Source organism: Proteus sp. TSJ240517 (assembly GCF_047921575.1).
Taxonomy (GTDB): domain Bacteria; phylum Pseudomonadota; class Gammaproteobacteria; order Enterobacterales; family Enterobacteriaceae; genus Proteus.
This window is the reverse complement of record NZ_JBLRMH010000005.1, coordinates 77,165-98,296: the sequence shown is the minus strand read 5'-3', so window position 1 is coordinate 98,296 and position 21,132 is coordinate 77,165. Positions and strand designations below refer to the sequence as shown.

Genomic DNA, 21,132 nt, shown 5'->3' with positions numbered 1-21,132 from the left:
ATAATTTAAAACTCAAATTGATAAAGCAGATCTATTGCCTGATTCATACCAGACACTGCTTGTAAATACAACCTGGGCATCAAGCGATAACGTAAAGTTAACGTCGCTAGCGAATCAAATATACCCACTCCATATTTTACTTGTAGATCGTTGGTTATCTTGCCACTGACCACAACTTGTGAGCTATCACCCACACCTTGCGTATCCAATGCTAAATCTGAAACACCGAAGGTTTCACCAATGCGCCCTACAAGCTGACCACTTTGACCAACACCTAATCCTATCAGCATTGCCGTCATTTGTGATGAGTCTGCATCACCACTTTTATCTAACCCTTCCCCTCTTAGCAAGTAAGATAACGCCTCTTGCTGGGTAAATGCAGGTTCAGAGAAAATTTCAACTTTAGGTTTATCTGCAAGCCCTGTCACTCGTACACCCGCAATAACATTATTTGCTGTGTTTTCAGGATTACGGATCGCTTCAATATTTAAGTAAGGCTGATCAACAGGCCCAGAGAACAAGATTTGTCCTTTACGCACTTGTAAGTCTTGTCCATAGGCTTTGAATTCCCCTTTAGGAATATCAATTTGACCATTTAAACCAAGCCCTTGTTTATTCTGATTGACTTTCAGCATGCCCGTCAATCTTGCTTTAAGCCCAAATGCGTCCAGTGTCACATCATTGCCAATATTAATCGCTAAATTACTTTGAATTGGAATGGATGTCTCTTTTGGCGCAATAGGTTGCAAGTTTTTATCCAGCATCACTTCATCAGAAGACACTGATACCGCAGATTCTGGTAAATCTTGCACCACAATACGTGCCCAAGGAATATCAATGCGACCGTCTAATTTCAGTAAATGCGGGCTTGCTTCAAACACCAAATCAGGATTGACATCGATACGCACCATTGGCGGTAGTGCCACTCGTAACTTATTACCATTTGCAGCCACAACAGCGCGCCATTCATCTAATTTACGCCAATCTGCATTACCCGTAAGATTTAAATAACCTTCTGGTGTTTCGATTCTGCCACTTAAGTCAGAGGTTGCACCATTAAAGCTAATATCAACATTTCCTTTGGTGATATCAAATGGGATCCAATGTCCAACCACTTTTAATTGATTAATACCGAATTGACCAAATAGCAGTGGTGATTGCGCACTTCCTCCTAAACGTAATTGAGCACCCACGCTTCCTTGAGCTATTTCACCTTTCCCTAAGAACGGTTTGATTAAATCTAATGTCAGATTATCAATATCAACCGTACCAGACAGTTGGCGTTTTTTCTCAAGATCAGCAACATGCACATTACCTTTGAAGTCACCATTGCCCGCAATACTAATCAGCCATTGCAATGTGGCTTTGCCATTATTTACGCCAGCATTTAAAGTAATTGTATCAAAATCAATTGGTAAAACAGTTCCATCAATATTCTGTTTTACGCCAACACCTTGCCCTTTAAGGTTTACAGATGCTTTCGGTAATCCGCCTTTTGAATTCCACGTTGCAGTTGCATCACCCGTAAATACACCACTAACAGACGTTTCAGGCGGTAAGAAAGGTTTGATCATCGCTAAATCAAAACGCGTTAGCGTGATAGCTGCACTGCCACTTTCACCAACCGTTATCGCTTTTGGCACACAAACTTGTGCATTTGGGTTTATCCAACAATGAGAGCCAATGGTAACTTCTTGCTTCTCAGCCAATAAATTCAATGCAATAGCTTTATTTAAACGCCACTCCCCTACAGGAGTATCAAATGCTGTATTATTTAGCGTTCCTTTCCATTGCTGTTTTTCTTTATCAAATGAACCCGCTAATGTCAGTCCACCAGAAACAGGCTCACCCTCCATTTTTAACGTCAGTTTATGCTGTTTTTCTGTACCAGCAGCATCCAGCGTTAAATTGCGAATAATTAAATCGGCTTGTTTTAACTGACGAGCAGTAATCGCTAGCTTGCCGCCAATTTCTTTGTCCGATTGAACATCACCTTTAATAGTGATGGATTCAACACTAACTTGATCTTGCCATTTAATACCATGAGCATTGATATCAGCGATAATCTTAGGTGTATTAATATCACCTCGAATATTCACTTTGCCCTTAATCACACCTGCTAATCCTGGTACTAAACCATTTAAACCAGGTGCATTGATATTGGCATCTAATGCCCACTTGTCGCCTAAATGTCCTTCAATATCGAGATTATTTTTACCGAGAATGAGCTTTAGTTGCGGGATATTCCATTGACCAGAATCGTTGCCATACGCGTTCCCTCTCGCCTTAATCAAATTATTTTTGAAATTACCATCTAAGGTGATTTCAGGAACACGTAATTGCCAACTGCCACCATATAAACTGCCCGTTGTAGCAATGCGCCCATCTAATTTCGCGGGCATATCTGGGTATTGTTTAACGGTATTAATACCTGAAATGGTTAATAACGCATTCCAGCTAATTGCTTTACTCCAATCGGCAATCCCCGTGATATCCGCATGGCCTTGTAATGCAGCTAAACGCAGACGTGTTAATTCAATTTTTTCTTCATTACCTTTTGCATCCAGCATTAATTTCGCAGGTGGGATCTCTTGACCTTCAATATCTGAGCGTAATGAAAGATCGTAGTTATCTGTCTGACCATTTAAACGCAACCGAGTATCATTGAGTTGATACTGCACATCCCCCGTTAACGGCCAGCGGACTTTTTGACTCTCTAAGGTTAATTTTAATGGAAGGCGTGGTTTTGCCAGTTCAGCTTGAGCGTCTAAAGTTGCTGTAACCGTTCCTGTTAAAGAGAGTGCTAATTTAAGCTCTTCAAGTAATGCGCCTTGCAAAGAAAGCGTCGCTTTTTGATCTTTAAAATCTTCAAGCCCTGCAACATCACGAATAGTCGCATTCACATCTAAATTAACAGGCCATTGTTTATCTAAGGTAATTCCCCCATTTAAACTAACTTCACCTTCTGGTGCATCAACAGTTAATTTAGTGAGATTAACTTGCTTACCTTTCGTATTGGCTTCAAAAGATAATTGGTTAATCGTAACAGGTGTATCCCCTGTTATTTGTAACTGCTTACCTTCAATACCTTCAACATTCACATCAACAGGAATAATAATTTCGGGTAAATCAGCTAACAGAGGTTTAGCAAAAATCGCTTTAATCGTGTCGGCTAATGCCTGTTCTTTTTCTTCTGGTGTTGTGGGTTCAGCTTGAGGTTTTGCCGTAGCAACTTCTTTTACATCTTGAGCCGTTGCTTCAACACTTCCTTCTTCTGGTGTCTTTGGTAATGCCACCAGCAAATCATTAATGAGTGTTGGATTTAATGTAACTTGACGACCTTCCCACTGTGCGCCTGTTTTAAATTCACCAAGTGAGATCGCCATATCGTCAATCTTCACATACGTATTTTCTAATGAAAGTGAATTTAAATAGATAGGTAATGGTGCATTAAGCTCAGTTAAAGGCTCTGAAGGTGGCGTTTCTTCAGAAGGAGGGAAAGCACTAGTATCAATATTAACAACAACATCTCGCGTGCCTAATGTATCGACACAAACTTGTTTATCAGTCAGGCACGCTAAACGTAATCCTAATGATAATTCACCCACATTAACGTCAACGCCAGGCATTTGATATTCAACACCGGTTAAACGTAGATCTTGCCAGCCTCCGTTAACCTCTTTAATGGCTAAACCGGGAACCCAACGCGCTGCGCTGTTAATTGCAAAGTGTAAGCCTGACTGTGTGCCTAAAACCCAAGCTACAGCACCGAAAGTAAGCAAAATAAGGATAAGGAGGGTAAGTGCAATCCATTTCAACCACTTCTTCATAACTCTGCTCCTAACCCGATATAAAACTGGAGTCTACGTTTATCTACATCACTAACAGGTAATGCTAAATCAAATTTAATGGGACCAACAGGTGATGCCCAACGAACACCCGCACCCGCACCTGTTTTAAAATCACTTCGAGTAAAATCATTGACTGCTTCACCGCTATCAATAAAGACTGCACCCCACCAGTTTCCTGTCACGTTATATTGGTATTCGGCTGAACCAACTAACATTCTTGAGGCACCCGTTAAGTTACCTTTGCTATCTTCAGGTGAAATGCTTTGGTATTTAAAACCACGAACACTTCTATCACCACCCGCAAAGAAACGAAGTTCAGGTGGCACTTGCCCAAAAGCATTGGTTTCAATCCAACCAAAATTGCCTCTGACAACAAAACGATGTCCTTCCCAAGGCGTGCGTATCCACACTTGTTGAGCATTGAAAGCTAAGAACTCAACATCAGAACCCCAAATTTTATTTGAGTAATTTATAGAGTAACGTTGGCTATCTCCCCAATAAGGCATCATGCCACCACGTTGACGAACCCGACTCGCATTAACCCCTGGGTATAACAGCATGGTAGTATAAGTGTCTTGCCCTTGAGTAAAGTGGCTAAGGCTCCAGCGGGTATTTACGCTATATTGCCAACCTGTAGACATATCCCAATTTCGAGAAAGGTTCAGCGTTGTAGTATCAGAACGCGTGTCATTATAGTCTGTTCTCTTAAAACCACCGTCTACCGCATAATATTGCTCTAATGGATTAATTTTTAATGGGATTTTGTATTTTGCACCAATAGATTGTTCGGGTTGAGAAATACTAAGATCTGACGTCAGGCTATGACCACGAGAATTCATCCAAGGTTTATTCCACTGCATATTCAACCTAGGCCCTACATCAGTTGCATAACCTCCCCCTAATTCAACGTAGTTACGAGAGCGAGGAGTGACAACCGCATCCATAGGTAGCAAATAAGAATGTTCACTGCGTGCTTTTGCGATATCAGGCGTCACAAGTGCTGAGTTAAACCAACCTGTTGCCGCTAAACGTCGATTAAATTCGGCAAGCTCTTCTGAGGAGTAATATTGCCCTTCTTTAAAAGGAACAATATTTTGTAGATAGTCTTCACGGATTTGAGAGCCAGTATAATTCACCTTACCAAAACGGTAACGTTCACCGCTATTAAAGACAAAATCCCAATAAGAGGCGTGATTATCTAAAGAAACACCAAGCTGACTTTTTTCCATTTCAGCATCAAAGTAGCCACGGCGAACGGCAAGCCCTGTTAACGAACCTTTGAGTTTTTCATAATCACCATGATTTAACACGCTATCAAGTGGCGGGGTGTTCTCTTTAATGACCTTAGCATATTGCTCATCGGTTTTAGCGCCACCTTCAAGAACAATATCCACACCTTTGAGTAAAATAGGAATACCCGGCTCTACTTTTGCCGTTAATATCGAACGTGCTGGCGGTGTATTTTCTTGATAAGAGAATGTCACAGTAGGCTGATAATAGCCTAATGGGCGAAGTCCTTCTTGAATTGCCTTTTCAACACGCGCACGAAAACGCCCGTCAGGTGCAACTTCTTCTGTTGTAATGTTTGATAGCTGGACTCGCGCATTTTTTTCGAGTTGCCCTTCTAAACCTTCTACTTTTAAACGCAAATTTGCCCCATAGGCAACAGGTGCGATAAAAGACAGACAGAGAACGTAGATAACGGAGTATCTCGGCACGTTTTCTCCTCAATATGATTTAATCCATGTGATGAATTGACGACAAACTATTTTAAGCTTTATTGTAGATTTAGTTTATAACAATATTAAGCCTTTACCATAGTAAAGCGTTTACAAATATAAAAACTGGAGTCTACCTTGCAACATAAAGCTTACCAACCAGAGAATGCCTTAAGGGGTACTTCGATGCCATTAGAAATATCTGCTAATCATGCAGTAAATGGGCATTCTATTAATGATATTCCTGAAAAGATGAGTATCGCTTATTTTGCGATGGGCTGTTTTTGGGGAGTTGAACGTCTGTTTTGGCAACAACAGGGCGTTTACTCAACAAGTGCGGGTTATAGCGGTGGTGTAACAGAAAACCCAACCTATCAACAAGTTTGCCAAGGATTAACAGGTCATAGTGAAGTCGTGAGAGTGGTTTTTGATCCCTCAGTGATTAGCTATTCACAACTTTTGGCTCTTTTTTGGGAAAATCACAATCCATCACAAGGTATGCGTCAAGGTAACGATATTGGCAGCCAATATCGCTCGGCAATTTACACGGTTAATGCAGATCAATATGCGCAAGCTATTGAGTCCAAAAAACGCTATCAACAAGCTATGAATACTCAAGGTGCTGCTGAAGTAATCACCACAGAAATTCAGCCAGCGGGCCCTTTTTATTTTGCTGAAGATTATCACCAACAATATCTCTATAAAAACCCACAAGGTTATTGTGGATTAGGTGGGATAGGTATCTGTTATCCTCCTGAAAAGTAAAACTAGCAGAAAATAGCAGGGCGATGATATAATTGCGCCCTCTTATCTTTCTTTGTGAATAATTTCATCACAATATATTGATTTATCTTCTATTTTAACACTCTAGTATTACCCTTTGGACTAAATACTTGGGGTGGTGTGAGTCTTATATGCTTAATAGTTTACTCATTGTGCTTTTGCTCTGTGCTATCAGCGCCTTTTTTTCGCTGTCTGAAATCTCTCTTGCTGCTTCTCGTCGAATTAAGCTCAAACAACTTGTTGATGAGGGCAATATTAACGCTGCTCGTGTATTAAAAATGCAAGAAATGCCGGGCATGTTTTTTACCGTTGTGCAAATTGGATTAAATGCTGTCGCTATCTTAGCGGGTATTGTGGGTGAATCTGCATTTTCGCCTTCATTAAAAAGCTTTTTCCTACAATTTTTTGATGAAGCACTCTCACAACAATTAGGATCGATTTGCTCTTTTATTATTGTCACATCAATGTTTATTTTACTGGCTGACTTAACGCCAAAACGCATTGGTATGATAAAACCAGAAGCTATCGCATTAAGAATTGTGAACCCAATGCGTTTCTGCCTTGCCTTCTTTCGCCCGCTGGTTTGGTTATTCAATGGCATGGCTGATCTTATCTTCAAATTATTTAAAATCCCGATGGTGAGAAATGAAGATATTACTTCTGATGATATTTTTGCCATTGTAGAAGCGGGGGCTGTTGCTGGTGTTTTACGTAAACAAGAACATGAACTGATTGAAAACGTCTTTGAGTTAGAGTCACGCACTGTCCCTTCGGCCATGACACCACGAGAAGATGTGGTCTATTTTGATCGTGAAGAAACAGAAAGTGATATCAAAGAAAAAATTGCCACACAGCCTCACTCTAAATTCTTGGTTTGTGAAGGCGATATCGACCATATTATTGGTTATGTTGATTCTAAAGAGCTTCTTAATCGCGTTATTAACGGACAAAGCTTAAACCTCAATGAAGGTGTTCATATCCGTAAAGCGCTGATTATTCCTGATACATTAACGCTTTCAGATATGTTGGAAAGCTTTAAAACATCTGGTGAAGACTTTGCCATCATCCTTAATGAATACGCGATGGTGATGGGTGTGATTACGTTAAACGATGTAATGACAACCTTGATGGGGGATTTAATTGGACCAGGGCAAGAAGAACAAATTGTGAGCCGTGATGAGCACTCATGGCTAGTTGAAGGCGGTACGCCAATTGATGATGTAATGCGCGTTCTTGATATTGATGATTTCCCTGATTCAAGTAACTACGAAACCATTGCGGGCTTTATGATGTACCGTTTACGTAAAATTCCAAAACGTACTGATTATGTGAAGTTCTCAGGGTATAAATTTGAAGTTGTCGATATTGATAATTACAAAATAGATCAATTACTCGTAACTAAAGTTGATGATATTCCACCGGTTAAACCTGTTTTGCAAGAACACGTTCCTGTTGTACAGACAACAACCGAAGTCGATATCAAAGTAGATGAAAATAAAACGACAAGTTAACTAGTAACAAATTGAAATTAATAACTGAGTCTTATCGAAAGTTTTCACGAGAAAGACTCAGTTATCTATCAGATAAAAGTTAGCCCAGTTCTGCTTTCAGCAAAACCACCTGCTGGTTCACTTCACTCATCACATTAAAATGTAGCTTATCTTTTATTTTAGGCAGTAGTATTTTGCCATAATCGAATTCAAATGCACCCATTCCTTTGATGTAAAACCGTCCACGAAATAACGTCTTAACGTAGAGAGCAATTTTTTCAGGGTTATAGCGATTGAAGATTTTCATCTTTCAGTTAGTCTCCCATGCTCGTTGTTGAGTTTAATAAGTCATAAAGACTTATCTTTATATATCAAATTTAAAGACCTAATTATAAGTACTAGGTTCAACTTATTTGATTTTCTTATCTGTTTTTACATTTATTGACAGTAAAGAATATAAATAAAGATAATGTGTGTGTTATTTTACCCACTCAATGTTAAATAAATGTATCAGTGATGAGGTATTATTCTTCACTAGCTTCTATGCTTAGATAGAATCTAACGTCGATTTCAATAATAGGACAATGGCTATGCACAAAATAACCTTAGCTGCTCTTTTACTCAGCACATCCACATGGGCGTTTGCACATAACATCACTGAAAATACAGTACTTCCTGCTGTCACAATCAATGACAAAGGTGAGCTACTTTATGACACAACCAAAGATAAGTTTAGCTACCAAAATTGGAATAGTGGTCTGCTCAGTGGAAAAGTACGTACTGTTCAGCATATAGCAGGACGTAGCAAGGCTAAGGGGATGAATGCACCGTTTATTGAAGCCGTAAAACTGGCTAAATTCCCACATACCAGTTATCAAACTACAACGATTATTAATACTGATGATGCAGTCTTTGGCACAGGTCCATTTGTTCGTAGCAGTGTTGAAGACAGTAAAAAAGAATTTCCTTGGTCACAGTTTATTGTTGATGCCGATGGCGTAGCATTAAAAGGCTGGGGATTAGAAAAAGAGAGTTCAACTATTGTTGTTTTAGATAAGCAAGGTAAGGTTCGTTTCGTCAAAGAAGGTGTATTAAGCGGTGCGGAGATTACGACGGCAATCAACCTTATCAACGATTTAATTAAAGAATAGCTTACCATGTCAGAGCCCTTTCACATCAAGGGCTCCAACTTCATCTGGTCTATTTAAAAAATAGAAACTCTAAATCCTGGGTTTATCAGCGATTCTTTAGGGGAATAATCTAACGTGATCCCTTTCCAATCAGTGACATGCGCACCAGCGGCAATCGCAATAGCATGACCTGCGGCAGTATCCCATGTGTGTGTTGGTCCAAAACGAGGATAAAGTTGCGCTTTACCTTCCGCCACAAGACAAAATTTTAAAGAAGAGCCAACGGCAACCGTTTGATGTTCGTCAAGTTGAGATAAATACTCTTTTAATTCATCATCTTGATGAGAACGACTAATCACAATCACTGGTGGTTCAGCACGGCTCGCATGAATAGGTAATTTCCGACCACACATTTCTTTCCATGCTTGTTTATTGGCAGCCGCATATAACACATTTTGAACCGGTGCATAAACAACGCCTAAAACGGGAATACCTTTTTCAATTAAGGCGATATTCACCGTAAACTCACCATTTTTGCTAATAAATTCTTTAGTTCCATCTAAAGGATCAATCAACCAATAGCGATCCCAATGACGGCGAACTTCCCATTCAGGGGGATCTTCTTCAGATAATTGAGGTATATCTGGGGCAATAGAAGCAAGTCCTTGTTTAATAATTTGGTGAGCGGCCAAATCAGCCTCTGTGACAGGTGAATTATCACTTTTTTCCTGTACTTGGATAGGCTCTGATTGCTGGTAGATTTGCATTATCGCCATACCTGCTTGGCGGGCTAATTTGCTGACTTGTTCTAACATCATGCACCTCTCTTATTTTTATAAGCAGATAACGCCCCTTATAAAAATTAATTACCCGACTATCTCTTTATTTTAGTATAGAGACAAAAATAGCTGGCAAAAACCAGCTATTTTTTACTCTGATTTACCGCAGAATAAGAAATTATAAAATTTCTAATAATTCTACTTCAAATACTAATGTCGCGAATGGAGGAATAGCCGCACCAGCTCCACGTTCGCCATAAGCTAATTGGTAAGGAATATATAATTCCCATTTTGAGCCTACTGGCATTAATGTTAATGCTTCAATCCAGCCTGCGATAACGCCATTTACTGGGAATTCAGCAGGTTGGCCACGTTGAACTGAGCTATCAAACACAGTACCATCAATTAAACGACCCGTGTAGTGAACACGAACATGATCAGTACGCGCAGGGATTGCACCTTCACCCGCTGTCAGGACTTTGTACTGTAAACCTGATTCTGTAACCTGAACGCCTTCATTTTTCACATTTTCTTCTAAGAAAACTTTACCAGCATCAGCCAGCTCTGCTTGGCGTTCTTGACGAACAGCTTCAGCACGCTCGTGCATAGTACGTAAGGCATTGTGTAATGTTTCAACAGGTACAGAAGGCGCATTACCTTCTAATGCATCGGTCAAGCCAGCTAACAGTGCTGCGGGCTCTAATCCTTGAAGACCTGATTCAGTCAGTTGTTGACCGACTTGCAGACCAATACCGTAACTTGCCTGTGATTCAATAGAATCAAATGATGGTTTTGACATGAAAAATACCTGTTTTTTATGAAAGTTAAACCCAAGAATAACAGTGGTAAGGTACAGCGTAAACCTTCAGTCTTGAGTAATGGGGATTATTCATTAAAAACATAAGCAATTGACCCTATTCACCTCAATTTGACATTTTTTTCTTGGCATTTGTCATACTTATTTTCACAACATCGCAACACAGGCATATAATTATAAGCAGGCACCGAACTGCCTAGCCTTATAAATATCAATATATAATATGTTCAGAGAGGTATTAAGTGAAGATAACGACAAATCCCTATTTCCGTGAACAAGGCTATATTGATGGTCTTTGGTGTAATGCTAAAAATAACGAAACCGTTGATGTTATCGATCCTGCCACAGGTGCTCTACTTGGTACTGTACCCAATATGGCAACACAAGAAGCAATAATGGCTGTTGATGCTGCACAAAAAGCCTTACCAAAATGGCGTGCACTTACAGCACATCAGCGCGGAGCATTATTGCAAAACTGGTTTAGATTAATCACTGAAAATAAAAGAAAACTTGCTGAATTAATGACCTTTGAGCAGGGTAAACCTGTTGCTGAAGCTGAAGGTGAAATTACTTATGCTGCTTCTTTTATCGAGTGGTTTGCAGAGCAAGGTAAGAGAACCAACGGTGAAATTATTCCCTCACCTTCTGCTGATAAACGCTTGATGGTGATTAAACAAGGTATTGGTGTTTGTGCTGCCATTACGCCTTGGAACTTCCCTGCTGCTATGATCACCCGAAAAGCCGCACCAGCATTAGCCGCGGGTTGCACCATGGTGATTAAACCAGCCAATGAAACACCTTATACCGCATTGGCTTTAGCGGAATTAGCAGCTCAAGCAGGTATTCCTGCGGGTGTTATTAATATTGTTACAGGTGATGCCATTAAAATTGGCGAAGTCTTCACCTCTGATAATCGCGTTCGTAAATTAAGTTTTACGGGTTCGACAGGCGTTGGACGTTTATTAATGCGTCAGTGCTCGGATAGCGTAAAAAAAGTCTCTTTAGAATTGGGCGGCAATGCACCATTTATCGTGTTTGACGACGCTGATATAGATAAAGCCGTTGAAGGGGCTATGGGCGCTAAATTCCGCAATGCAGGACAAACCTGTGTTTGTGCTAACCGTTTTTATATTCATAAAGATGTTTATCAACAATTTAGTGAACGCTTTGTTGCTGCTGTTAAAAAACTCAAAGTGGGTAACGGTTTTGAAGAAGGTGTCACTATTGGGCCTCTTATTAATCGCAAAGCAGTTGAAAAATCACAATCTTTACTGGCTGACACACTAAAACGTGGCGCTACACTACTTTGTGGTGGTGAAAGCGATAAAGTGGGTGAAAATTTCTTCCAACCTACTGTTGTGGGTAATGTTCCCGCAGATAGTCATATTCTTGAAGAAGAGATCTTTGGCCCTGTGGCACCTTTAGTTATCTTTGAAAATGAAGATGAAGTAGTGCATTTAGCGAATAACACGATTTATGGTTTAGCCGCTTATTTTTATAGTGAAAATCCACAACGTATTTGGCGTGTCGCTGAAAATTTAGAATACGGCATGGTGGGCATTAATACAGGTTTAATTTCCAATGAGGTTGCACCATTTGGTGGCATTAAACAATCAGGTTTAGGTCGTGAAGGCTCTGAACACGGCATTGAAGACTATATGGAAATGAAATACCTCTGCCAAGGGTTATAAATAATCGTTAACCCAACTTATAAAAGTAAGTCAGCATGGATGCTACTGCTTTTTCCTTTTTTATCATTATTGTTAAGAAAAAATACCCTCGGTAATAACCAAGGGTATAAGGTGTTAGCCCAATATTTTTATCAATTAGTTATCAGTGATAAAGCATTTCATGAACAATATCATCTGCCTTCATAGAATAAGGATAGTAAGTTGGCCAATTACTCAACTCTTTAAGTAATTCATCTTGCGATGTATTGCCCATATATAAATGGAAATGCCCTGCTTTCTCTGGTGCAATAATATGGTCGCTAAATTGAATAAATTTAGGTGCTTGGCTTGTAGCATCGTCACATCTAAATAAATAACGAACCCCTTTTTTACCAGACTCATAATGTAAAATACGATAACCATCATAGTGATATTCGCAACTCTCTACTTTCTCACCTTGATGAAATTCAATGATATTATTTTCAATACCAATCATATCCACATCTGTTTTGTAGCCTTGTGCGTAGTAGGCACGATACTCTTCAACAGTTTTATCTTTTTTCGTCTCTGCCTTTTTCTGTAAAACAACATCGAGTTCGCCACTAAGAAGATAAGGCTCTACAGATTGCCATACCCCTTCCCAATCGCTGAGTTTACGATCGAGAACATCCTTGTCCTCGAAAATCCCATTCGCTGCATCTCGCTGTGCTTGTGTTTGTACTTTTTCATGATGGTGACCATGTGCTAAAACCGACATTGCACTACCCAATAATCCCATAATCAAAACACAAGAAAGAATTGGTTTTTGCATGCTCTTACCCCTGAACAGCTTTAAAACGTGGATTTGACTTACAAATTACATAAAGGCGCCCACGACGACGCACCACTTTACAATCTGGATGGCGTTGTTTAGCGCTTTTCAATGAACTTAATACCTGCATTTTTTCTTCCTTACTTAATAAATTGACCAAAACGTTTATTAAAGCGTGCCACATTACCTTCTTGAGAATGAGTCTTCTGCTTACCGGTATAAAATGGGTGTGATTGAGAGGAGACATCTAATGTCACATAAGGGTATGTTTGCCCCTCATACTCTATTGTCTTTTCCGTTTGGATGGTTGAACCCACTTTAAAATAAGCATCTGCACTAGTGTCATGGAAAATCACTGTTCGATATTGAGGGTGGATACCTAGTTTCATAATAAACCCCATTTATTTGTAATGTTATAATATAACAAATCTAGAATTGCGCTAATGTACCGCTTTTTAATTTTATTGACCAGTTTTTTTTGATTTGTTTTTTATCTCAAGAAGGGAGGTATGTTTCGGGTAGGGATTTTTTAAGTGATATAAGTGGATTTTCTGGCTTTTTTTGTCCAGCTTTCCTATTTTCCGCTAAAGTTATACTAAGACGGCAAAACAAATAGGATCTATTATGACTAATTGGCGCGATAAGCTTTTCAGTAAGTCACCTCTGTCTATCGACCTCACAATAGACTTTCCTAAGGTTTGTCCTTCTTCTGTTCCTTCAATTCTTTCACAATTAGCTCCTTATGAAATAGGTGATACACCTTTACCTGATGAATTAAATCTATTGTCAGACTCTCACCTAAAAATAAAATTTGATTATGATTCAATCCCTTTTAGTTGGTCAGCAGGTGCTCGCGAAGGTATTATTTTGCACCAACGAATAGGTCGAGCGATTGAACAACAGCCTTCTCAAAAAGTATGTGAAGAATTTGCCTTGTCGCTCTATCATGCAATAAAGCATGTCGTTCTTTTGCCTGATAAAGAGCATGTCGATTCTTTTTATTTAATGGCCTGCCAAGATAAACTCGCGCCTATTACCTATCTTTCACATCTGATAGAGAAAATAGAACAAGATGAAACACTGATTAATCATGAGATCTATTTTCAACTCATTTTATGGATCTTGAAGTTAAGTCCTGATAAGAATCCGATCAAAATCGCCTTAGGGCTATTAGGATCGTTTAACGATAGTACTTCTCAACGTTTACTTTTATTGTTTGCTCTTCACCCTGAATTTACACTTTATGCTATTCGATCGCTGAAACAGCGTCTCTCCTGTGAAGAATTTGAGCCTTTTTTATATTCCCTAGGTCAACGAACTAAAGGCTGGGGACGTATTCAATTTATCGAACATCTGCCTTCAACACTGTCTGTTAATAATCGCTATTGGCTGCTGACTGAAGGGTATAAAAATAATGTGATGACAGAATATGTGGCCTATGACTGTGTCACAAAAGGGGCATTATTAGCGATGTTGAACACGCATCCTTTAGATAATGAGTTACTACTTGGTTGTAGTGATCTTTTACGCGCACTGCTTAATGGAGGTCCTGCAAAAGATATCTATGATTATGTAGAGGGCACCCAAGCGTGTAATGCTTTTATTTCACAAGTCGATACTTTGCCACCAAAAGAGTTAAAGCTCCTTTATTGTGTCTGTGAAATCGCTGATTTTGTGCAAAATAGTGGTGAAGATTGGTTATTACTTGAGTCTCTCGGCTGGAACGATCAATGCCAACAACAAATTATCTCTGCTTCACAAAATATTATTCAAAAACCAGAATGGTCGACACTCATTATCGAAGCATTACAAAATCCTTCTCGCTCAAAAAATTACCAAGCAAGCCTTGTCGCTAAATCTCTTCGCCTTGATATTTGGGAATTACTCTTTTCACTACAAAAAGACAACCCCAATGCGGATTGGTGGCACCAATTAATGCAAACAGATGCTTCTCACAAAATAGAAAGAGTAGTTAAACTTGCAGAACAACAAATTGAATTAACAGCATTAGATAGCATAGATGATCCATTAATAACTACCGACTCTGAATATCAGTCTCATCATGCCGTTGAATATATTATGCAAGATCTTGGTGGTTTTCCTGGTATCGGCTGGTCACTTATCAAAAGGCAATTACGCAGTCCAACATTGCGTGATAGAAATATGGCGCTGAATGTTCTTTCAACATGGTCTGACACATTATTGCCTCATGATCTTTATGGTGAATTAACACAGGCTTTAACCATAGAAACTGATAAAAATGTGTATCAACGTATGAAACTGTTTTTAGTTAACCATCAAGGGAATAAAGAACATTAACGGTTAGAGCGAATAGATAATTCTGAAAAGAACTCAGGGAGCAGGTTAGGATCATGGTTCGTGCTAGTATGGCTACAAGGAATAAAAAAGATGTTACAGCAATTCATAATACTGATTCACAGATCAATAATGAGGTGAATATGGGCAAATTCCCTGGCTTACATCGTCGAGCAATACTGGTTATTGCTATTGCTTTATTGGTCGTGTTTTTTTGGCCGACAAGTGAAAACACTAGTGAGCCACCTCAACCGTCATCATCAACGCATGATCTTCCTGTGCCAATAGCATCTACCAATGATCCAGCGTATCAAACACCGATCCCTCAAGCACAAATAAACTCAAATGCCGAACCTGGGATTTCTCCATCAATTGAGGCTCCAACGACAAATGATCCTGAGGGAAATATTGCTCAAACAACACCGCAACAAGACACTCAATCAACACCAGCGCAAACATGGCAGACTTACACCATTAAAGAGGGGCAAACCTTAGCGCAGCTTTTTAGAGACAATCAACTTCCTGTCAATGATGCATTTTCTATGGCGAAATCAGAAGACCAACAGAAATCATTAAGCCAATTGCGCTCAGGGCAAGCTATTCGCTTACAGCGTAATCCACAAGGTGATGTCAGTATGCTAGAAGTGACAAATAGCGCTGGTACTGTTATCACTTACACTCGTTTGAGTGATGGAAGTTATTACCGTACACCATAGTAAAAAAAGCCTTTATTTATCCAAAAAAAAACGCCAGCTTAGCTGGCGTTTTTCTTTATCAACATTAACTGTTTAATCAGAGATTATTCAGCAACGATGATAACATTCAGTTCAGCGAATACGTCACTGTGAACTTGGAAGTGAACTTCGTGGTCACCAGTAGTACGCAGAACGCCATTTGGCAGGCGAACTTCGCTCTTACACATTTCAACGCCAGCTGCAGTTACTGCATCAGCGATGTCACGAGTACCGATTGAACCAAACAGTTTACCTTCGTCACCCGCTTTAGAGCTGATAGTGACAGAACCCAGTGCATTGATCTTCGCTGCACGAGCTTCAGCTGCTGCTAAAGTTTCAGCTAATTTAGCTTCTAACTCAGCACGACGCGCTTCGAAAAACTCGATGTTTTTCTTAGTCGCAGAAACAGCTTTACCCTGTGGGATTAAATAGTTACGAGCATAGCCCGATTTTACGTTAACCTGATCACCCAGGCTACCCAGATTCGCTACTTTATCAAGCAGAATAATTTGCATTACCTTATCCTCTACAAGTCATTAATGGACTATATACCTATTACTGATGACGATCAGTATAAGGTAATAAAGACAGGTAGCGTGCGCGCTTGATAGCACGAGCCAGCTGACGCTGGTATTTTGCACGAGTACCGGTGATACGACTTGGTACAATTTTACCACTTTCAGTGATATAGTTTTTCAGCGTAGCGATATCTTTATAATCGATCTCTTGTACGCCTTCTGCTGTGAAACGGCAGAACTTACGACGACGGAAATAACGTGCCATATGGCTAGTCTCCAGAATCTATCAATTCAATCTGCTCGGCATGAAGCACCAATTTAAACAATCCATTTCGCGCCTGATGGCTACTAATGAATCCAGAAACGGTGATTTGGCTGCCGACCGTTATACTGTGAGTAACTGCTTGTAACGCTTTCCCGCTAGCAATAATGGGCATTCGACACCATGATTGTCTTTTTAATCCCGCCTCTTCTTGTATTGAACGATGTTCAATAACAAATTGACAGTGCGGGATCCCAGCGGGGCTAACTTTTCGAATTAATGCTTTGCACACTGTGCCAGTTAGCACCAAATGATTATTAGCCGTCACAGCACTAATTACTCTTCAGAATCCTCTGCTACATCATCAACTTCATCTTCATCATCGAGGTCATCAGCGATATCACGACGGCGTTCGTCTTTTGCTTTAACCATTGGAGAAGCTTCAGTTACTGCGTGTTTAGTACGCATAATCATGTTGCGGAGAACGGCATCGTTGAAACGGAAAGTAGTTTCCAGTTCATCAATCACTTCCTGCGGAGCTTCAACGTTCATCAGAACGTAATGTGCTTTGTGCAGTTTGTTGATTGGATAAGCTAATTGACGACGACCCCAGTCTTCTAGACGGTGGATCTGACCATTTGCATTAGTGATAGCGGTTTTATAACGCTCGATCATGCCCGGAACTTGTTCGCTCTGGTCAGGATGAACCATAAAAACGATTTCGTAATGACGCATTTGATATTGCTCCTTACGGATTTATCAGCCTCCTGTCAGGGTCAGTCACCACCCATGGAGGCAAGGAACTTGTTTAAGTTGTGACTGAAAAAATTGACGCGTAACTATACCCCCGCGGCCAATAAAACTCAAGGGAGTATAGAGAATAAAATAAACTCAGCGATTATTTAACAATAATACGCTGGCGCATCGCTTCAAATAAGCAAACGCCGGTTGCCACAGAAACGTTGAGTGAAGACACCGTACCCGCCATTGGGATACTAATCAGCTCATCACAATGCTCTCGAGTTAAACGACGCATACCTTCACCTTCAGCGCCCATCACTAATGCCATTGGGCCAGTGAGTTTGCTTTGATATAAAGTATGGTCTGCTTCGCCTGCTGTGCCGACAATCCAAACGTTCTCTTCTTGCAGGAAACGTAATGTACGAGCAAGGTTAGTCACTTTAATTAAAGGAACACTTTCTGCTGCACCACAAGCCACTTTTTTGGCTGTTGCGTTTAATTGTGCAGAACGATCTTTGGGAACGATAACAGCATGCACACCAGCTGCATCTGCGCTACGTAAACAAGCCCCTAAATTATGGGGATCAGTAACACCATCTAGCACTAATAAGAAAGGTGTGCCGACTTTAGCTAATAAGTCTGGTAAATCTTGTTCTTGATACTGACGACCGGGTTTTACTTTAGCAATAATACCTTGGTGAACAGCACCTTCTGTTTGGCTATCTAACCATTGACGATTAGCCACTTGAACCAGAATACCTTGAGCTTCTAATTCATGAATAACAGGTGTTAAACGGCGGTCTTCGCGCCCTTTTAATACATAAACTTCTTTAAAACGTGCAGGATCACGCTCAAGTAATGCGGTTACTGCGTGAATACCATAAATAATTTCTTCGCTCATAGCGGTGCTTACTCATTAAAAAATAAAAGGCACAAAACAGATAAAAGGCGGAGTCTCCGCCTTTTAAAAAAGAACCAGAAGAACGAAACTTTATGCGTTATCGCGTTTGGCTGCGCGTTTAGCTTTAAGTTTTGCCTCTATCTTTTTGGTTTGTGATGATGCTTTCTTACGTTTGCTACTTGCTTTATCTTTCGCAACTTGGTCTTTTACAGCTTTGTCTTTGCTCGCATTACCTCGACCTGATGATTTGCCTTTTTTGAAAGCACTATCTGGCTCAAAGTTTTTGTCTTTGCTTGCATCACGACGACGAGACTTACTAGAACTTGCGTTTTTCTTGTCTTTTTCACCTTTTAGGCCACGAACACGGGCTGTTTTACCCGGATTACGCGCGGTACGTGTTGTTGAAATTAAAGAGAAGTCGATAGTACGTTCATCCATACTTACTGCTTCCACTTTCACTTCCACTTCATCACCAAGGCGATAAACTTGCCCTGAAGACTCACCAATCAAGCGCTGACCAACATTGTCATATTGATAGTAATCATTATTTAATGTGGAAACATGCACCAAACCATCGATAAACAAATCGTTTAAGCGGACAAAGAAACCAAAGCCCGTTACACTGGTGATAATACCTGTAAATTGTTGACCGATTTGATCCAGCATAAAGTCACATTTCAGCCAATCAGCGACATCTCGTGTTGCTTCATCAGCACGGCGCTCAGTTAAAGAGCAGTGCTCGCCTAATTGCAACATGGTGTCCATATCACTATGGTAGCCACCTGTTGGTGTCCAACGCTGTGAACCGTGACCTGCTTGTTTCGCAATTTGATATTTAATTGCACGATGCAAGGCTAAGTCAGGATAACGACGAATTGGCGAGGTAAAGTGAGCATAAGATTTCAATGCTAAACCAAAGTGTCCACGATTTTCAGGATCGTAAATCGCTTGCTTCATAGAACGTAAGATCATGGTTTGCAGCATTTCACGATCAGGGCGCTCTTCAACCTCTTTCATAACACGCGCGTAGTCTGCTGGCTCTGGCGTTAAGCCTCCTGGCAACGTTAACCCTAATTCATTAAAGACTGAACGCAAATTCAGGACGCTCTCTTCTTTGGGCTTATCATGAATACGATAAAGTGCAGGTTCTTCATTTTTCTCAACAAAGCGAGCGGCTGCGATATTAGCAAGGATCATGCACTCTTCAATCAATTTGTGTGCATCATTACGAACCACTGGCTCAATACGCTCAATACGACGCTCTGCATTAAAGATAAACTTCGCTTCTTCTGATTCAAAACCAATCGCACCACGTTGCTCACGCGCTTTATCTAGCACTTGATACAATTCATATAGATGCTCAATATCTTGAACGATAGGTTTATAGTGTTCACGCAGTTCCTCATCACCTTGAATGATTTTCCACACTTTGGTGTAAGTCATTCGTGCATGAGAACTCATCACTGCTTCATAGAATTTATAAGAAGAAAGACGCCCTTGTTCAGAAACCGTCATCTCGCAAACCATACATAAGCGGTCAACTTGTGGATTTAATGAACACAATCCATTAGACAGAACTTCTGGCAACATCGGCACTACTTGAGAAGGAAAATAAACAGAGTTTCCTCGGCTACGCGCTTCTGTATCTAATGCCGTTTGTGGACGCACATAATAGCTCACATCCGCAATTGCGACCCATAAACGCCAGCCACCGCCTTTCTTACGTTCACAATAAACCGCATCGTCAAAATCTCGTGCATCTTCACCATCAATGGTAATTAATGGTAATTTGCGTAAATCAACACGTCCTTGCTTAGCTGATTCTGGAACTTCTTCTTTTAAATCAGCAACTTCTTTTGTAACTTTTTCAGGCCATGTATAAGGGATCTCATGAGTACGCAGGGCGATTTCTACTGCAATACCTGTTCCCATCGTTTCGCCTAGGATCTCAACGATACGTCCTACTGCTTGAGTGCGACGAGTAGGTCTTGTTGTGATTTCAACAACAACCACATTTCCCATTCGTGCGCCCATGATATCTTCTTTAGGAATAAGAATATCAAAGCTTAAACGGCTATCATCAGGTACAACAAATCCCATACCTGACTCAATAAAATAGCGACCTACAATTTGGTTATTTCGTGGTTCAATAACACGAACAACACGACCTTCACGGCGACCTTTTCTATCCATACCTAAAGGTTGAGCAAGGATCACATCGCCATGCATAGTTTTTTTCATTTCATCTTGTGAAAGATAGAGGTCATCTTTTTGACCTTCTGCACGTAAAAAACCATAACCATCTCGGTGACCGATTACCTTGCCTTTCCACAAATCAAGGCGTTCAGGTAATGCGTAGCATTGGCGACGGGTAAAAACTAATTGGCCATCACGTTCCATTGCTCTTAAACGGCGACGCAACGCTTCTAAGTCTTCTTCACCAGAAATTTTTAACGCCTGTGCTAAATCTTCACGACTCATTGGTGCCGTGCGTTTTTTCATTTCTTCTAAAATATATTCGCGACTAGCAATTGGAGAGGCGTATTTCTCTGCTTCTCTATCCTGAAAAGGATCTTTTGACATTATGACCTCCAAGCTATCAGATTTGATG

General features: G+C 40.3%; 20 protein-coding genes. 6 read left to right on the top strand and 14 right to left on the bottom strand.

Annotated elements, in window-relative coordinates; translation table 11 throughout:
• Positions 1-5 precede the first annotated feature (5 nt).
• Positions 6-3,830 (bottom strand): autotransporter assembly complex protein TamB, encoded by a 3,825-nt coding sequence (gene tamB / locus ACNARN_RS10360; RefSeq protein ID WP_416304443.1) that lies wholly within the window; start codon positions 3,828-3,830, stop codon positions 6-8.
• Complete coding sequence (tamA, locus tag ACNARN_RS10355) at positions 3,827-5,569, bottom strand: autotransporter assembly complex protein TamA (protein ID WP_198620223.1); 1,743 nt, start codon at positions 5,567-5,569, stop codon at positions 3,827-3,829. The genes tamB and tamA overlap by 4 nt, the downstream gene beginning before the upstream one ends.
• 186 nt (positions 5,570-5,755) lie before the next feature.
• Between tamA and msrA the strand changes: the two genes are divergently transcribed.
• Both msrA and ACNARN_RS10345 read left to right on the top strand, forming a co-directional pair.
• On the top strand, positions 5,756-6,334 hold the full coding sequence (gene msrA, locus ACNARN_RS10350; RefSeq protein ID WP_416304442.1) for a peptide-methionine (S)-S-oxide reductase MsrA: 579 nt from the start codon (positions 5,756-5,758) through the stop codon (positions 6,332-6,334).
• 149 nt (positions 6,335-6,483) lie between these two features.
• Entirely contained in the window at positions 6,484-7,863 is a 1,380-nt protein-coding gene (locus ACNARN_RS10345) for a hemolysin family protein (RefSeq protein ID WP_109372696.1), read from the top strand.
• Between the two features lie 79 nt (positions 7,864-7,942).
• Here ACNARN_RS10345 and ACNARN_RS10340 read toward each other — a convergent pair whose 3' ends face one another.
• Positions 7,943-8,149 carry a DUF1107 domain-containing protein gene (locus tag ACNARN_RS10340; RefSeq protein WP_100159789.1) on the bottom strand — a complete coding sequence of 69 codons (207 nt, stop codon included), beginning with the start codon at positions 8,147-8,149 and terminating at the stop codon, positions 7,943-7,945.
• Positions 8,150-8,432: 283 nt separating this feature from the next.
• On the opposite strand from ACNARN_RS10340, the gene ACNARN_RS10335 reads away from it, so the two are divergent.
• Positions 8,433-8,993, top strand: a complete 561-nt coding sequence (locus tag ACNARN_RS10335; RefSeq protein WP_198626356.1) for a YtfJ family protein — start codon at positions 8,433-8,435, stop codon at positions 8,991-8,993.
• 53 nt (positions 8,994-9,046) lie between these two features.
• Here ACNARN_RS10335 and cysQ read toward each other — a convergent pair whose 3' ends face one another.
• Together cysQ and ACNARN_RS10325 are read right to left on the bottom strand one after the other, a co-directional pair.
• Positions 9,047-9,787, bottom strand: a complete 741-nt coding sequence (gene cysQ, locus ACNARN_RS10330) for a 3'(2'),5'-bisphosphate nucleotidase CysQ (protein ID WP_416304460.1) — start codon at positions 9,785-9,787, stop codon at positions 9,047-9,049.
• A 142-nt stretch (positions 9,788-9,929) separates the two neighbouring features.
• Positions 9,930-10,550, bottom strand: coding sequence for a peptidylprolyl isomerase (locus ACNARN_RS10325; RefSeq protein WP_006535733.1), 621 nt, complete (start codon positions 10,548-10,550; stop codon positions 9,930-9,932).
• Positions 10,551-10,810: 260 nt separating this feature from the next.
• On the opposite strand from ACNARN_RS10325, the gene ACNARN_RS10320 reads away from it, so the two are divergent.
• On the top strand, positions 10,811-12,259 hold the full coding sequence (locus ACNARN_RS10320; RefSeq protein ID WP_416304441.1) for an NAD-dependent succinate-semialdehyde dehydrogenase: 1,449 nt from the start codon (positions 10,811-10,813) through the stop codon (positions 12,257-12,259).
• 142 nt (positions 12,260-12,401) lie between these two features.
• Here ACNARN_RS10320 and zinT read toward each other — a convergent pair whose 3' ends face one another.
• The 3 genes from zinT to ACNARN_RS10305 are packed head-to-tail and all read right to left on the bottom strand — an operon-like array spanning position 12,402 to position 13,438.
• Positions 12,402-13,049 carry a metal-binding protein ZinT gene (gene zinT, locus ACNARN_RS10315; protein WP_198620227.1) on the bottom strand — a complete coding sequence of 216 codons (648 nt, stop codon included), beginning with the start codon at positions 13,047-13,049 and terminating at the stop codon, positions 12,402-12,404.
• A gap of 4 nt (positions 13,050-13,053) precedes the next feature.
• The gene (ykgO, locus tag ACNARN_RS10310) at positions 13,054-13,179 is read right to left on the bottom strand and encodes a type B 50S ribosomal protein L36 (RefSeq protein WP_006535739.1); all 126 of its coding nucleotides are present in this window, start codon (positions 13,177-13,179) and stop codon (positions 13,054-13,056) included.
• 10 nt (positions 13,180-13,189) lie between these two features.
• Positions 13,190-13,438: a type B 50S ribosomal protein L31 gene (locus ACNARN_RS10305; RefSeq protein ID WP_023583603.1), complete on the bottom strand. Its 249-nt coding sequence runs from the start codon at positions 13,436-13,438 to the stop codon at positions 13,190-13,192.
• A 235-nt stretch (positions 13,439-13,673) separates the two neighbouring features.
• On the opposite strand from ACNARN_RS10305, the gene ACNARN_RS10300 reads away from it, so the two are divergent.
• Together ACNARN_RS10300 and ACNARN_RS10295 are read left to right on the top strand one after the other, a co-directional pair.
• Positions 13,674-15,368, top strand: coding sequence for a hypothetical protein (locus tag ACNARN_RS10300; protein ID WP_349443274.1), 1,695 nt, complete (start codon positions 13,674-13,676; stop codon positions 15,366-15,368).
• A gap of 53 nt (positions 15,369-15,421) precedes the next feature.
• Entirely contained in the window at positions 15,422-16,081 is a 660-nt protein-coding gene (locus ACNARN_RS10295; RefSeq protein WP_198620229.1) for a LysM-like peptidoglycan-binding domain-containing protein, read from the top strand.
• 83 nt (positions 16,082-16,164) lie between these two features.
• On the opposite strand, the gene rplI is transcribed toward ACNARN_RS10295, so the two are convergent.
• The 6 genes from rplI to rnr all read right to left on the bottom strand — a co-directional run bounded on the left by rplI (position 16,165) and on the right by rnr (position 21,104).
• Positions 16,165-16,614, bottom strand: coding sequence for a 50S ribosomal protein L9 (rplI, locus tag ACNARN_RS10290; RefSeq protein WP_023583606.1), 450 nt, complete (start codon positions 16,612-16,614; stop codon positions 16,165-16,167).
• Positions 16,615-16,654: 40 nt separating this feature from the next.
• Positions 16,655-16,882: a 30S ribosomal protein S18 gene (rpsR, locus tag ACNARN_RS10285; protein WP_000135199.1), complete on the bottom strand. Its 228-nt coding sequence runs from the start codon at positions 16,880-16,882 to the stop codon at positions 16,655-16,657.
• A gap of 4 nt (positions 16,883-16,886) precedes the next feature.
• Entirely contained in the window at positions 16,887-17,207 is a 321-nt protein-coding gene (gene priB / locus ACNARN_RS10280; RefSeq protein WP_006535746.1) for a primosomal replication protein N, read from the bottom strand.
• Between the two features lie 8 nt (positions 17,208-17,215).
• Positions 17,216-17,614 carry a 30S ribosomal protein S6 gene (rpsF, locus tag ACNARN_RS10275; RefSeq protein ID WP_023583607.1) on the bottom strand — a complete coding sequence of 133 codons (399 nt, stop codon included), beginning with the start codon at positions 17,612-17,614 and terminating at the stop codon, positions 17,216-17,218.
• A 163-nt stretch (positions 17,615-17,777) separates the two neighbouring features.
• A complete protein-coding gene (gene rlmB, locus ACNARN_RS10270; protein WP_164996193.1) occupies positions 17,778-18,509 on the bottom strand; it encodes a 23S rRNA (guanosine(2251)-2'-O)-methyltransferase RlmB in 732 nt (243 codons plus the stop codon).
• A gap of 102 nt (positions 18,510-18,611) precedes the next feature.
• Complete coding sequence (gene rnr / locus ACNARN_RS10265) at positions 18,612-21,104, bottom strand: ribonuclease R (protein WP_109372703.1); 2,493 nt, start codon at positions 21,102-21,104, stop codon at positions 18,612-18,614.
• Positions 21,105-21,132: the final 28 nt, after the last annotated feature.